Raw genomic sequence first — 13,249 nt, forward strand, 5'->3', positions numbered from 1 at the left:
CGGGGGGTGAGTGTGTGCGGTCGCTACACTAAGAGCCATGCGCATCTTGGTTATCGGGTCGGGCGCCCGCGAACACGCCCTGCTGCTGGCACTGAGTAAAGACGACGCCGTCACGGATCTGCACATCGCCCCTGGTGGCGATGGCATGACGGATCTGGCGGTGTGTCATCCCGAATGGGAGGGCGCCGCCATCGACGTGGAGGATGGCGCGCAGATCACCGCACTCGCCACCGAGTTGCAGGCCGATCTCGTGGTGGTGGGGCCGGAGATCCCGTTGGTGGCCGGCGTGGGTGATGCCCTGCGCGAGGCGGGTATCGCCGTGTTCGGCCCCTCGAAGGAGGCCGCGATGATCGAAGGCTCCAAGGCCTTCGCCAAGGATGTGATGAACGCCGCTGGGGTGGCCACGGCGACGGCCACTCGTATCGAGTCGAGCGAGGACATCGAGGCCGTGCTGGACGCGTACGGCCCGCAGTACGTGGTCAAAGACGATGGCTTGGCCGGCGGCAAGGGAGTGGTGGTCACCAGCGTCCGCGCAGAGGCAGCGGCCCATGCCCGCTCGGTGCTCGACGCCGGCAATCCGGTGTTGGTGGAATCTTTCCTCGACGGCCCCGAAGTCTCACTCTTCTGCTTTGTCGATGGCGAGACCGTGGTGCCGCTGCTGCCGGCCCAGGATCACAAGCGCGCCTTCGATAATGATGAGGGCCCCAATACCGGCGGCATGGGCGCCTACGCCCCCTTGCCGTGGCTGCCGAAGGATGCCGTCCAGCGCATCGTCGATGAGGTGTGCGAGCCCGTAGCCCGCGAGATGGTTGCCCGCGGTTGCCCCTATTCGGGTCTGCTCTATGCGGGCCTGGCGTGGGGGAGTGCGGGACCCGCCGTGGTGGAGTTCAATTGCCGCTTCGGCGATCCCGAAACCCAGGCCGTGCTGGCGCTGCTGAAAACCCCGCTCGCTGAGGTGCTGGCTGCGACCGCGCAGGGGCGTCTGGCGGAGCTGCCGCCGCTTGAGTGGCACGAAGGAGCGGCACTGACCGTGGTTCTCGCCGCCGCAGGCTATCCGGCCTCGCCGCAAAAGGGCGATGTGATCCATGGCCTTGGTGCCGTGGATTATGAGGGGGATTCCTATGTACTGCACGCCGGCACGAAGCGTACGGAGGCGGGGGAGTTCGTGGCCAATGGCGGGCGCGTGCTCAACGCAGTGGCGCGGGGCACAGATGTGGAAGACGCCCGGGCTAAGGCCTATGAGTTGATCGAGTCCCTCGAGCTCGAGGGCGGTTTTTATCGCAGCGATATCGCCCTGAAGGCACAGCGCGGCGAGATCAGCATCTAGCGATGCGGGACCGGCAGGGCGCCCGGCGCCCTGCCACCCAAACGGGGGCCGTCTACCCCTTGTGATCCAACAAGCCCTTCATCTTAAGTGTGGAGTAGTGCACAATGGATCCATGAGCGAAAACAGTTTTGATCCCGAGACCTACTCCACGCTGGAGCAGATGCGCAGCGGAGAATGGTACTTGCCGAAGTCCAAGGAGCCCGCAGAGGCCCGTCGTGCCGCAGCCCGCACCCTGCGTGATTTCAACAGCACTACCGATGAGATTCGTCAGCAGGACCTGTTGCTCGGTGTGCTCGGCCACTTCGATACCGAGGACACCGAGGTGGAATCGCCGATCTATATCCAATACGGCGTGCACACCTCCATCGGCAAGGGCAGCCGCATCCAAGCCAATGTGACGATCCTCGATTCCGCCGAGGTGAAGATCGGGCAGCGAGTGAATATTTCCCCAGGTTGCCAGCTCTACACCGCCATGCCGCCGGTGCACGATGCGGAGATGCGCTCCTATGGCTGGAAAATAGCCAAGCCCATTACGGTCGAAGACGATGTGTGGATTGGTCCTGGCGTCACCGTGCTGCCGGGCGTGACCATTGGCCGCAAGTCTGTGATCGCTGCTGGTTCCGTGGTGGACCGCGATGTGCCGGCCCACTCCATCGCCTCCGGAAACCCCGTGCAGGTGACGAAGGGGGTTAACCCCGGCGCCAACGCTGAGCGGGATGAGCTCCCTGCGGGGATTCCCTTCGATTTGGGGGAGAGCGGCGCCTAGCGGCGCAACCACCCCGCAGGGTAGCGCAAAAGAGTTCACTGCCTCACACTGTGTCACACCCGCCCGTCGCCGAGATCAGTTCTCGGTGGCGGGCGGGTGTGCGTCGTGGTCTTGGGGCGTGCGCAGCGAAAAGTGTGTGAAACGGGTGTAAGAATGAACACGCCTGTGTAACTACCTATGTACCTAAGAGAGGCATATACTAGCGCTCCATGAAACGACCTGCGTTCCTCGTGGCGGGAGGATTCCTTATCCTCATCGCCATCGGTACCGCGCTACTGAGTCTGCCCGTGGCCCATGCGCCAGGGCAGAGCTACGACTTCATTACCTCTCTGTTCACCGCCACCTCGGCGGTGTGTCTGACCGGTTTGATTGTGGTGGATACCGCCAGCTACTTCTCCCACACCGGACAGGCCATCATCATGGTGCTGATCCAGCTGGGTGGTTTAGGCATTATGACCTTGACCGTGCTGGTGAGCTGGCTGGCCTTGGGCAAAGTGGGTCTCACATCCAGTATCACCACCACCGCCGAAGGGCGAGTCTCGCATCTGGGGGATGTGAAGAAAGCGGTGCTCACTATCGTCGGAATCTCTTTGACCATGGAGCTTTTCACCGCGATCCTGCTCGCCGCACGTTTTGCCAAGGGCTATGACTTCGCCCCCGGCCAGGCCGTGTGGCAGGGCGGATTCCACGCCGTCTCCGCATTCAATAACGCCGGCTTTGCGCTGCACAGCGACTCCCTCATTCCCTATGCCAGTGATGCCCTGATCCTGCTGCCCGTGGCGGCGGCGATCATCATCGGCGGTCTGGGGTTCTATATTGTGGCCGCCCCCTCCCAGGCGATGAAATCGCTTTCTGGCTGGTTCACCGTCTGGGGCACCATCATCCTGCTCATTGTGGGCACCCTCGGTGCGCGCATGTTCGAAGACACTTCGTGGCTGCTGTCCTTCTTCCACTCGACAACCACCCGTACCGCTGGCTTTAATGCCATCGACATGGAAACCATCCACCCCGGCTATATCGTTCTCACCGAGGTGCTCATGGCCATCGGCGGCGGCTCCGGCGGCACCGCCGGTGGTGTCCGCATCACCACGGTGGCCGTTCTGCTCGTGGTGGTGCTGGCCGAGGTGCGCGGCCGCGAAGAGGTAGATATTCGCCGCAAGCGCATCCCCAATGCCACCGTGCGCCAGGCGCTGTCGGTGATCATGATGTCGCTGACCCTGCTCGTTGGCGCTACCCTTGGGGTGACCATGCTGGCGCCGGAGCTGGGCATGGAGAAGGTGACATTCGAAGTCATTAGCGCATTCTCTACGACGGGACTCTCCCTCGGCATCACGGATGCACTGCCGCCGGCGGCCCAGCTGATCCTTATTGTGTTGATGTTCGCAGGCAGGATCGGCCCCATTACCGTGGTGGCCGCGCTGGCCTCCCAAAAACGCAGCCATCTGTCCTATCCCAAAGAAAGGCCCTTCATTGGCTAAGCAAAGAGTTGTCATTCTCGGTCTGGGGCGCTTCGGCCTCGCTCTCGGCGAGGAGCTGGTTGCCTCCGGAGTGGACGTGGTGGGCGTGGACATTTCCGAACGCGCCCTCAAAGAGGCGGAAAAGCTCACCCACAGCGTGATCGCCGACGCCACCGATATCGAGGCCCTCAAACAGCTCGGTGTGCTCGATGCGGAACATGTGATCGTGGGCATCGGCGAGGACATGTCGGCCTCGCTGCTGACGGTGAATAACCTCAAGGAGCTCGGAGTCACGGGGGTGTGGGCCAAAGCGGATTCCAAGGCGCATGCCACGATCCTGCGCTCAATGGGTGTCAATAACCTCATTCGCCCTGGGTTCTCCACCGGCAAGCGTTTGGCGCATGTGATCTCCGGCCACGCCGAGGACTATATCGAGTTCGATGTGGACTATGCCATGGTCAAGCTCGCCGCGCCGCGTTGGTTGCACGGGCACCAGGTCGCCGAAGCTGAACCGGACATTGTGGCCCTCAAGCGCTCTGGGCGTAGCTTCCGGCCCACCGTGCCGGACGATGTCATCGGCCCCGATGACATTCTCATCGCCGCCGGCCCGGTGAAAACCCTCGAGCGTTTCTGCGAGCGGCGCCGCTAACTCCTGCCTGCTCCTAGGGCAGCAGGAGAGCGTCGATAAGCGAATGCCCGCACCCCGAGAGCGCGGCGTGCGATAATAGCCACTATGTCGACACCACGCATCTCTAATGTCCTTGCTTCCCGCTATGCCTCGCCCGCACTGGCGCAGATTTGGAGCCCCGAGTACAAGATCATCACGGAACGCCGCCTGTGGATCGCCGTGATGCGCGCCCAAGCCGAGCTGGGAGTGGACATCCCCGCCGAGGCCATCACCGCCTATGAAGAGGTAGTGGAGCAGATCGACCTCGATTCGATCGCCGCCCGCGAGCGGATCACCCGCCACGATGTGAAGGCCCGCATCGAGGAGTTCAACGCTCTCGCCGGCTATGAGCACATCCATAAGGGCATGACCAGCCGTGATCTCACCGAGAATGTTGAGCAGCTGCAGCTGCACTCCTCGCTTGAGCTCATTCGCAATAAATCCGTGGCAGTGCTTAGCCGCGTCGCCCGCCTCGCCGCGGAGAACAAGGCACTGGTGATGGCTGGTCGTTCCCACAATGTGGCTGCCCAGGCGACCACCTTGGGCAAGCGTTTCGCCTCCGCTGCAGACGAGATGCTCGTGGCGGTGCAGCGCATCGAACACCAGCTGGAGGATTATCCACTGCGCGGCATCAAGGGCCCGATGGGCACCGCCCAGGACATGCTGGATCTCATGGGCGGCGATCCCATGAAGCTGGCCGCTCTCGAGCGCAGCATCGCCGATCACCTCGGCTTCAGCCGCACCTTTGATTCCGTCGGCCAGGTCTATCCCCGCTCCCTCGATTTCGAGGTGCTCTCCGCTCTGGTGCAGCTGGGCGCCGGTCCCTCCTCGCTAGCCACCACGATCCGTCTCATGGCGGGCAATGAGGTAGTCACCGAAGGCTTCAAGGAAGGCCAGGTGGGCTCCTCGGCGATGCCGCACAAGATGAACGCTCGCTCCTGTGAGCGAGTCTGCGGTCTGCAGGTGGTGCTGCGCGGCTATCTCACAATGGTGGCCGATCTCGCCGGCCAGCAGTGGAACGAAGGCGATGTGTTCTGCTCGGTGGTTCGCCGCGTCGCCCTGCCCGATGCGTTCTTCGCCATCGACGGCATGTTTGAAACTTTCCTCACCGTCCTCGACGAGTTCGGGGTGTTCCCCGCCATGATCGAGCGCGAGTTGGATCGCTACCTACCCTTCCTCGCCACTACCCGTATTCTCATGGCCGCCGTGCGCGCCGGGGTGGGCCGCGAACAGGCCCACGAGGTGATTAAGGAAAACGCCGTGGCGGTGGCGCTGAATATGCGCGAAAATGGCGCCGAGCAGGATCTGATCGAGCGCCTGGCCGCCGATGAGCGCCTTCCTTTGGGCGAAGAGGAGCTCAACGCCGCCCTGGCTGATCGTCACGCCTTCATTGGTGAGGCCGAATCGCAGGTGGAGCGGGTGCTCAACCACGTCCAAGAGCTGGCCAATCAGTACCCGGAGGCAGTGAACTACACCCCAGGGGAAATCGTCTAATACCCCGCCTTGCCTGCGGGGCAGAACAAACCTGAGCATAAGGTGTGCACCCGTGGGATGAGAGGTCTACACTGCTTAATCATGCGTCCAGAACTTTCATCGTATGACCACGTCTCCGCAGGCAAGGTCCGTGAGATCTACGAGGTCGATGAGGAGACTCTGCTCATGGTGGTCTCCGATCGCATCTCGGCTTTCGACTACATCTTGGACACCGAAATCCCGGACAAGGGGCGCGTGCTCACCGCCATGAGTATGCACTTCTTCGACATTCTCGATGTACCCAATCACCTCGCCGGCCCCATTGACGATGAGCGAATCCCGGAGGAGGTGCTCGGCCGCGCCGTTCTGTGCAAGAAGCTGAAGATGCTGCCTTTCGAGTGCGTGGCCCGCGGTTATCTCACCGGCTCGGGTTTTGCCGAGTACCAAGAGCACGGCACCGTCTGCGGTATCGAGCTTCCCGACGGCCTGCGTGAGGCCTCCAAGCTGCCGGAGCCGATCTTCACCCCTGCCACGAAGGCGGAATTGGGCGATCACGATGAGAACGTCTCCTTCGAGCGAGTCGTGGAGAAGCTCGGCGAGAAGCGCGCCGATCAACTGCGCAAGGCCACTCTCTCCGTCTACCGCACCGCCGCGGCCCTCGCCGAGGAGCGCGGGCTGATTCTGGCGGACACCAAGCTGGAATTCGGCGTAGATGAAGACGGCACCCTCGTGCTTGCCGATGAGGTGCTCACCCCTGATTCCTCCCGCTATTGGCCGAAGGACGGGTACAAGGAGGGCGCGGTTCAGCCCAGCTTCGATAAGCAGTACGTGCGCAACTGGCTCACCGGCCCGAAGTCGGGGTGGAAGAAGTCGGATCACACCCCGCCGCCGGCCCTGCCCGGCTCCGTGGTGGAGGCCACCCGGGAGCGCTATATCGACGCCTATGAGCGGGTATCGGGTAAGAAGTTCTCCGAGTGGATTGGCACCTGCGTATAGCAGCGTTCCCATCCCCGCCACGGCCGAAGAGGCCTGCGTAGCCTAGCCTAAGTATTTTTCACCACAAGCCGAGAGTGTTCTACGCTCTCGGCTTTTGTGTTCTCGCAGTTCGGCAGGGGGTGTGATGGAAGAGTCACCTACCACACCTAGCCAACTTAGCTAAGCCTATGGTAGCATTCACGAGTTCTATCAAATGGAACGCAGCGTTGCTGAGTTTATTTTTGCTGAGCGTGGCTTTTAGGTGTCAACGCAGGGCGGGGAGTGCCCGCGTGATGGCGTGGGTGTGAAGGGCGCTGCGTTCACACAAGTACCTGCAGGAGGAACTTCATGAGACGTGTGCGTAGTGTGGCACTCGGTCTAATCGCCACCGCTAGTCTCGCGCTGAGCGCCTGCGCCGGAGGAAACGGCGCCGACTCGGAGGCAGAGAAGGAAAGCACCACCCCAGAGGACACGGCGGTGACTGTCACCGACGTGAAGGGCCGGACCGTCACCTTCAACGAGCAGCCGGAGCGGGTGATCCTCGGCGAGGGCCGTGCCCTCTTCGCCACCTCGATTTTGAATAATGAGGACCCAATCGACCACGTGGTGGCGATCGGTAGCGACCTGACCAAGGGCGCTCCCTCCTTTAAGAAGCGCCTCGAGGAGTCCGTGCCCGAGGTCAACGAGTTGCCCGAGATCGGCAATATGGCCAAGGGCGATGTCACCGTGGAGAATCTGCTCTCCTTCGAGCCGGACGCGCTGGTGATGACCGCTGACCACTATGATGCGGTCTCCACCACCGGCATGTTGGACAAGCTCGATCAGGCCGGCATCAAATACATTGTTACTGACTTCCGCCAGCATCCGCTGGAGAACACCACCAAGTCCGTGGCCGCATTGGGTGAGCTCTTCGACCACGAGGACGCGGCCGAGAAGTTCAACAAGGACTGGCAGGACACCATCGACCGCCTCAAGGAGAAGACCAAGGACATCCCCGATGAGGATCGTCCCACCACCCTGCTGTGGCGCGCCGCTGGTCTGAAGGACTGCTGCGCCACCGTGTCCAAGTCCAACCTGGGCGAGTTCATCAACGTCGCCGGCGGCAAGAACCTCGGCGATGAGATCCTCGACACCGAGTCCGGCGATATCACCGCAGAAAAGGTGATCGCCGAGGCACCGGAGGCGATCATCGCTACCGGCGGTTCTTGGGGCGCCGACGTCACCGGCTCCAAGGATGATGCCACCAAGCAGGCTATCCCGCACGTGGAGCTCGGCTATTTCGCCACCGAGGAAAAGGCTCAGGAGACCCTCGCTGGCCTGCTCGCCACCAATGGCTTCGACCAGCTGGAGGCCCCGAAGCAGGGACACCTCTACGGCGTGTGGCACCAGTTCTATGATTCGCCGATGAACTTCCTCGCCCTAGAGCAGTTCGCTGCATGGCTGCACCCAGAGCTCTTCAAGGATGAGGACGTAGCGGCCCACTGGAAGCAGGCCCACGAGGACTACCTGCCCTTCGAGGCATCGGGCGTGTTCTTCGTCAAGCACAACAAGTAGGCACCTACCCACTTTTCGCGGCGCAGTCGGCTCACGGCTGCGCCGCCGTGTACTCAGGGACATTATTCATGACCTCACGCGTGCAAGATTCCAGCACGACACCTCCCACGAACACCGCCGCCGACGCAGAGAACAAGGATGCGTCTGCCCGCCCCACCCCCTTTACCAGCACGGAGGTAACGGCCCAGCTGGTGCGGCAGCACCGCGCCACCACCGTCAAGCGCTGGCTGATTATCGCCCTCCTCGTGGCCGTGGCCATCATCGGCTTCATCGCCGCCACCGTGGTCGGGCCCACCAACTTGGGCGCGCGCGGAGTGGTGCTCGGCCTCATCAACCCCGGCTCGCTGAATAGCCAAGACCACACGGTGCTCTATAGTCTGCGCCTGCCGATGTCGGTGATGGCGCTGCTGGTGGGCATCGTGCTCTCGGTGGCTGGTGCGCAAATGCAAACCATTCTGGGCAATCCGCTGGCCGAGCCCTTTACCCTTGGTATCTCCGCCGCCGCGGCCTTCGGCGGTGCCGCCACCATCGTGCTGGGCTGGGTGATCATCGACCAACCCCAGTTCAACCTCGCCATGGTGGCGTGGGTATCGGCGATGGTCGCCACCTTCGTGATCGTCGGCGCCTCTATCTGGCGTGGCGCCAGCGCCGAAACCATGATCCTGCTCGGCATCGGCCTCGTATTCCTCTTCCAGGCCCTGCTGGCACTCATCCAATACCGCGCCTCCACCGAGGCCCTACAGCAGATCGTCTTCTGGTCCATGGGCTCAATGACCCGCGCCACCTGGGCCGGCAACCTAGTGCTCGCCATTGTGGTGGTCATCAGCACCCCCATCTTCGTCCTGCTGTCCTGGCGACTCACCGCATTAAAGCTTGGCGACGCCCGCGCCCAGGCAATGGGCGTGAACGTCCAACGCCTCCGCGTGGGTGTGCTGGTGCTGTGCTCCCTCATGGCCGCCACCGCTGTAGCCTTCTCCGGAATCATCGGCTTCGTCGGCCTGGTGGGCCCGCATATCGCCCGCATGCTCGTGGGCGAGGACCAGCGCTATTTCATCCCCGCCTCCGCCGCCGCGGGTGCCGTGATGCTCTCTGTATCGCACGCGGTGAGCATGCTCATCATCCCCGGTGTGGCCGTGCCCATCGGCATCATCACCGCCCTAGTGGGCGTGCCCTTCTTCATCACCCTCATCGTGACCAAGAGGAGGAACCTGTGGTGACCACCCTGAACCTCAACCACGTATCGGTGCGCTATGGCCGCAGCGTGATCGTGCCCGGTTTCGATTGCGAACCGCTGCACGCTGGAGAGCTCACCGCCCTGCTCGGCCCCAATGCCGCCGGTAAGTCCACACTGCTCAAAGCAATCTCCGGGGTGAATAAACACCGCGGAAGTGTGGTGCTCGATACGGGAGCGGAACGCTTCCAGGGGGCCAGCCTGCGCCGGCACGTGGGCTATGTGCCCCAGGATTTGCCCAGCACCGCGGCGCTTCACGCCTTCGAGACGGTGCTCATCGCGGCGCGCCGGGCGAGCACCACCACCGGCAAACCGGAGGAAGCGGCCGCCGCCACCATGGAGCGGCTGGGTATCGCGGATCTGGCGCACAGCTATCTCGGCGAGCTCTCCGGCGGCCAGCGGCAGCTGGTGGCCGTGGCCCAAGCCCTAGTGACCTGCCCAGATGTGTTGGTGCTCGATGAGCCCACGAGCGCCCTTGATCTGCACCGACAGCTCTTCCTGCTGGATCTCGTGCGGGAGTGGGTGCGCGAGCACCACGCCATCGGCCTGCTGGCGATTCACGATATTAACCTTGCTGCCCGCTACTCGGACCGCCTAGTCGTGATGCAACAAGGCGAGCTGCACGCCGATGGTGCCCCCGACGCGGTGCTCACCCCAGAACTCATCCAGAACGTCTACGGGGTGCATGCCGAGGTATTCGAGCGTGGCGGGATGCGAATGGTGCAACCGCTACACGCGCTCGAGCACGAGGAACTGGCGCCGCATGTATAGTCGGTGACATCACGACCGACGGAAGGACAGTCATGGGTATCACCGAAATTTTGCTCATAGCCCTATCCCTGCTTCCGTTCATCGCGGTGCTCTACGGGCTCTACTGGATGGCCACGAAGCTCAACTCGATTGAGAAGAAGCTCGACGAGAGTCTCTCCCGGCGCTAAACAGCGCTAAACAGCGCCCCCACCGGCTCGCTAGAGTGTGGACTGGGCGGTGCGGGGGAAGCAGGGAGGCGTCGATAAGCGTGGGCAGTCACCGGCGGGGAAGGGGACTGGGCCTCATTTGTAGAATGTAGGGTTATGACCGTACAGCCCCCTGTCGCTGACATCCGACCGATCACCCGCACCCACCATGGCCGCAGCTTTGTGGACAACTATGAATGGATGCGGGAGAAAACCGCCCCCGAGACGATCGAGTATCTCAACGCGGAAAACGCCTATACCGAGCAGGAAACCGCGCACCTAGCACTGCTGCGCGAGGCGATTTTCTCCGAGATCTCCTCCCGCATCAAGCAAACCGACATGTCCGTGCCCTCACGCACGGAGAAGTACTGGTATTTCGGCCGCACCGAAGAAGGCAAGTCCTATGGGCGCTCCTGCCGCATCCCCGTGGAGGACGACTCCTGGACTCCGCCGGAGATCCACCCGGACAGCCCGCATCCGCACGAGGAAGTAGTGCTGGACATGGACGCCCTCGCCGAAGGCCATGACTTCTTCTCCCTCGGAGCGATGGTCGCCACCCGCTCCGGGCGCTATGTGGCCTATTCCACCGATACCAGCGGCGATGAGCGCTTCGAGCTCGTGATCAAGGACCTCAGCACGGGCGAGCTGCTCTCGGATCGTATCGCCGACACCTTCTACGGGGCGTTGTTCTCCGAGGATGAGCGCTATATTTTCTACACCCGCGTCGATGAGGCCTGGCGCCCCGACTCGGTGTGGCGTCACGAGATCGGCACCGACGCTGCCGCGGATGTGCGCATCTTCCACGAGCCGGACGAGAAGTTCTGGGTGAGCATCGGGAAAACGCGCTCCAATAAGTATCTGGTGATCGATGATTCCTCCAAGCTCACCTCCGAGCAATGGGTGTGCCCGATGTCTGATCCCACCGGCGAGTTCACATGCCTTATGCCCCGCACCCCCGGCGTCGAGTACGGGGTGGATCACGCCGTGGTGGGCGGCGAGGACCGCTGGCTGGTGCTGCACAACGCCACCGGCCCCAACTTCGCGCTGGCCTGGGCCCCCGTGGGGGAGCTGAATACGGTGGAGGACCTCCATGAGCTGCTGCCGCACCGCGAGGACGTGCGCCTCGAGGGCGTGGACTGCTTCGCTGAGCAGCTGATTCTCAGCTATCGCAGCGCGGGACTGGCGCGGCTGGCCATTATGTCCGTGGACGGCGCCGACTTCGGGGATTTCGAGCCGATCGAGTTCGATGAGGAGCTCTACTCCGCCGGGTTCGGCTCCAATGCGCTGTGGCACGCCCCGGTGCTGCGCATGGGCTATAGCTCCTACACCACGCCCACCCAGGTGCTGGACTATGTGGTGGCCACCGGCGAGCGCATCGTGCGCAAGGAGCAGGAGGTGCTCGGCGGCTATGAGCGCGATGACTACACCGCGACGCGGGAATGGGCCACCGCCAGCGATGGTTCGCGCATCCCGATTTCGCTGATTCGTCGTGCCGATCTGGACCTTTCCCAGCCTCATCCGACCATGCTCTACGGCTATGGCTCCTATGAGATGTCGAATGAGCCGGGCTTTTCTGTCTCCGCGCTATCGTTGATGGATCGGGGCATGGTGATCGCCATCGCCCATATTCGCGGCGGCGGCGAGATGGGGCGCGCCTGGTACGACGAGGGCAAGATGCTGAAGAAGATGAACACCTTCACCGACTTCATTGCCTGCGCCGACTACCTACTCGATTCCGGCATGACCACCCCGCAGCAGCTGGTGGCCCAGGGCGGCTCCGCGGGCGGGCTGCTCATGGGCGCGGTGGCCAACCTCGCCCCTGAGAAGTTCGCCGCGATCCAGGCGATTGTGCCCTTCGTGGATCCGCTGACCTCCATTCTCATGCCGGAGTTGCCGCTCACCGTGACCGAGTGGGAGGAGTGGGGCGATCCTTTGCACGATGCGAAGGTCTATGACTACATCGCCACCTACGCTCCCTACGAGAATGTGTGCGCCCAGAACTATCCCAATATCATGGCGATCACCTCGCTCAATGACACCCGCGTGCTCTACGTGGAGCCGGCGAAGTGGATTGCGAAGTTGCGCGCTACCGCGACCGGCGGTCAGTTCCTGCTCAAGACCGAGATGGTTGCTGGTCATGGCGGTGTCTCCGGTCGCTACGACAAGTGGAAGCAGACCGCCTTCGAATACGCCTGGGTGCTCGATCAGGCGGGGGCGGCCTAGCATGGAGCTTTTCGACGCCATCTCCCGGCGCCGCGATGTGCGGGCCGAATACACCGGCGAGCGTATCGACGCCGACTCGCTGCGCCGTATTCTCCGCGCCGGCCATGCGGCCCCCTCGGTGGGTAACTCCCAGCCTTGGGACTTTGTGGTGGTGCAGGATACGGCCCGTCTCGAGGCCTTTGCTGCGCACGTGGCCGAGCGCCGCCGCGCCTTCGCGGACTCGCTGCCGGCAGAGCGCAAAGAGGTATTCAATCCCATCAAGATCGAGGGGATTCGCGAGTCCGGCACTGGGATTGTGGTGACCTATGATCCGGAGCGGGGTGGGCCGCATATTTTGGGCCGCCACACCATCGATGAGACCGGGTTGATGAGCGTCGCCCTCGCCATTGAGAACATGTGGCTCGCTGCGACCGCGCTGGGGCTGGGTATGGGCTGGGTGAGCTTCTATGAGGAGGACTTTCTGGCCGACTTCGTGGGCTGCACGGGCCGCCAGCGCCCCGTGGCCTGGCTGTGCGTGGGGCTGGTGAGCCACCTCGAGGAGGTGCCGGATTTGGTGCGCTTCGGCTGGAACCATGGCCGCAGCCTCGACGACGCCGTCCACCAGGAGCGCCTGCCCTAGC

12 protein-coding genes are annotated in these 13,249 nt (G+C 63.1%); all 12 read left to right on the plus strand.

The window, feature by feature from the left end; genetic code table 11:
* Window positions 1-37 precede the first annotated feature (37 nt).
* The 12 genes from purD to bluB all read left to right on the plus strand — a co-directional run bounded on the left by purD (window position 38) and on the right by bluB (window position 13,248).
* On the plus strand, window positions 38-1,327 hold the full coding sequence (gene purD / locus GBB14_RS09785) for a phosphoribosylamine--glycine ligase (RefSeq protein WP_151529799.1): 1,290 nt from the start codon (window positions 38-40) through the stop codon (window positions 1,325-1,327).
* A gap of 112 nt (window positions 1,328-1,439) precedes the next feature.
* A complete protein-coding gene (locus tag GBB14_RS09790; protein ID WP_151529798.1) occupies window positions 1,440-2,093 on the plus strand; it encodes a sugar O-acetyltransferase in 654 nt (217 codons plus the stop codon).
* 209 nt (window positions 2,094-2,302) lie between these two features.
* Window positions 2,303-3,571 (plus strand): TrkH family potassium uptake protein, encoded by a 1,269-nt coding sequence (locus GBB14_RS09795; RefSeq protein WP_151529797.1) that lies wholly within the window; start codon window positions 2,303-2,305, stop codon window positions 3,569-3,571.
* Window positions 3,564-4,199: a TrkA family potassium uptake protein gene (locus GBB14_RS09800; protein WP_151529796.1), complete on the plus strand. Its 636-nt coding sequence runs from the start codon at window positions 3,564-3,566 to the stop codon at window positions 4,197-4,199. Before GBB14_RS09795 ends, GBB14_RS09800 begins: the two co-directional genes overlap by 8 nt.
* A gap of 84 nt (window positions 4,200-4,283) precedes the next feature.
* On the plus strand, window positions 4,284-5,711 hold the full coding sequence (gene purB / locus GBB14_RS09805; RefSeq protein WP_151529795.1) for an adenylosuccinate lyase: 1,428 nt from the start codon (window positions 4,284-4,286) through the stop codon (window positions 5,709-5,711).
* A gap of 81 nt (window positions 5,712-5,792) precedes the next feature.
* Window positions 5,793-6,686, plus strand: coding sequence for a phosphoribosylaminoimidazolesuccinocarboxamide synthase (locus tag GBB14_RS09810; RefSeq protein ID WP_151529794.1), 894 nt, complete (start codon window positions 5,793-5,795; stop codon window positions 6,684-6,686).
* A gap of 327 nt (window positions 6,687-7,013) precedes the next feature.
* Complete coding sequence (locus GBB14_RS09815; protein ID WP_151529793.1) at window positions 7,014-8,219, plus strand: ABC transporter substrate-binding protein; 1,206 nt, start codon at window positions 7,014-7,016, stop codon at window positions 8,217-8,219.
* A gap of 68 nt (window positions 8,220-8,287) precedes the next feature.
* Window positions 8,288-9,436 (plus strand): iron ABC transporter permease, encoded by a 1,149-nt coding sequence (locus GBB14_RS09820; RefSeq protein ID WP_225976617.1) that lies wholly within the window; start codon window positions 8,288-8,290, stop codon window positions 9,434-9,436.
* Window positions 9,433-10,221 carry an ABC transporter ATP-binding protein gene (locus GBB14_RS09825; RefSeq protein WP_225976618.1) on the plus strand — a complete coding sequence of 263 codons (789 nt, stop codon included), beginning with the start codon at window positions 9,433-9,435 and terminating at the stop codon, window positions 10,219-10,221. Before GBB14_RS09820 ends, GBB14_RS09825 begins: the two co-directional genes overlap by 4 nt.
* Before the next feature lie 32 nt (window positions 10,222-10,253).
* Window positions 10,254-10,388, plus strand: a complete 135-nt coding sequence (locus tag GBB14_RS10760) for a hypothetical protein (protein ID WP_255443849.1) — start codon at window positions 10,254-10,256, stop codon at window positions 10,386-10,388.
* Between the two features lie 135 nt (window positions 10,389-10,523).
* A complete protein-coding gene (locus GBB14_RS09830; RefSeq protein ID WP_151529791.1) occupies window positions 10,524-12,629 on the plus strand; it encodes a S9 family peptidase in 2,106 nt (701 codons plus the stop codon).
* 1 nt (window position 12,630) lies between these two features.
* Window positions 12,631-13,248 (plus strand): 5,6-dimethylbenzimidazole synthase, encoded by a 618-nt coding sequence (gene bluB / locus GBB14_RS09835; protein ID WP_151529790.1) that lies wholly within the window; start codon window positions 12,631-12,633, stop codon window positions 13,246-13,248.
* Window position 13,249: the final 1 nt, after the last annotated feature.

The sequence above is a fragment of the Corynebacterium sp. 51B genome, from assembly GCF_008930785.1.
Taxonomy (GTDB): Bacteria; Actinomycetota; Actinomycetes; order Mycobacteriales; family Mycobacteriaceae; genus Corynebacterium; species Corynebacterium megadyptis.

What these genes read in the sequence shown, in the direction of transcription:
- GBB14_RS09830 (WP_151529791.1), top strand. Translation starts at nt 10,524, where the DNA reads ATGACCGTACAGCCCCCTGTCGCTGACATCCGACCGATCACCCGCACC.
- GBB14_RS09795 (WP_151529797.1), top strand. Translation starts at nt 2,303, where the DNA reads ATGAAACGACCTGCGTTCCTCGTGGCGGGAGGATTCCTTATCCTCATC.
- GBB14_RS10760 (WP_255443849.1), top strand. Translation starts at nt 10,254, where the DNA reads ATGGGTATCACCGAAATTTTGCTCATAGCCCTATCCCTGCTTCCGTTC.
- GBB14_RS09820 (WP_225976617.1), top strand. Translation starts at nt 8,288, where the DNA reads ATGACCTCACGCGTGCAAGATTCCAGCACGACACCTCCCACGAACACC.
- GBB14_RS09810 (WP_151529794.1), top strand. Translation starts at nt 5,793, where the DNA reads ATGCGTCCAGAACTTTCATCGTATGACCACGTCTCCGCAGGCAAGGTC.
- GBB14_RS09790 (WP_151529798.1), top strand. Translation starts at nt 1,440, where the DNA reads ATGAGCGAAAACAGTTTTGATCCCGAGACCTACTCCACGCTGGAGCAG.
- GBB14_RS09815 (WP_151529793.1), top strand. Translation starts at nt 7,014, where the DNA reads ATGAGACGTGTGCGTAGTGTGGCACTCGGTCTAATCGCCACCGCTAGT.
- purD (WP_151529799.1), top strand. Translation starts at nt 38, where the DNA reads ATGCGCATCTTGGTTATCGGGTCGGGCGCCCGCGAACACGCCCTGCTG.
- purB (WP_151529795.1), top strand. Translation starts at nt 4,284, where the DNA reads ATGTCGACACCACGCATCTCTAATGTCCTTGCTTCCCGCTATGCCTCG.
- bluB (WP_151529790.1), top strand. Translation starts at nt 12,631, where the DNA reads ATGGAGCTTTTCGACGCCATCTCCCGGCGCCGCGATGTGCGGGCCGAA.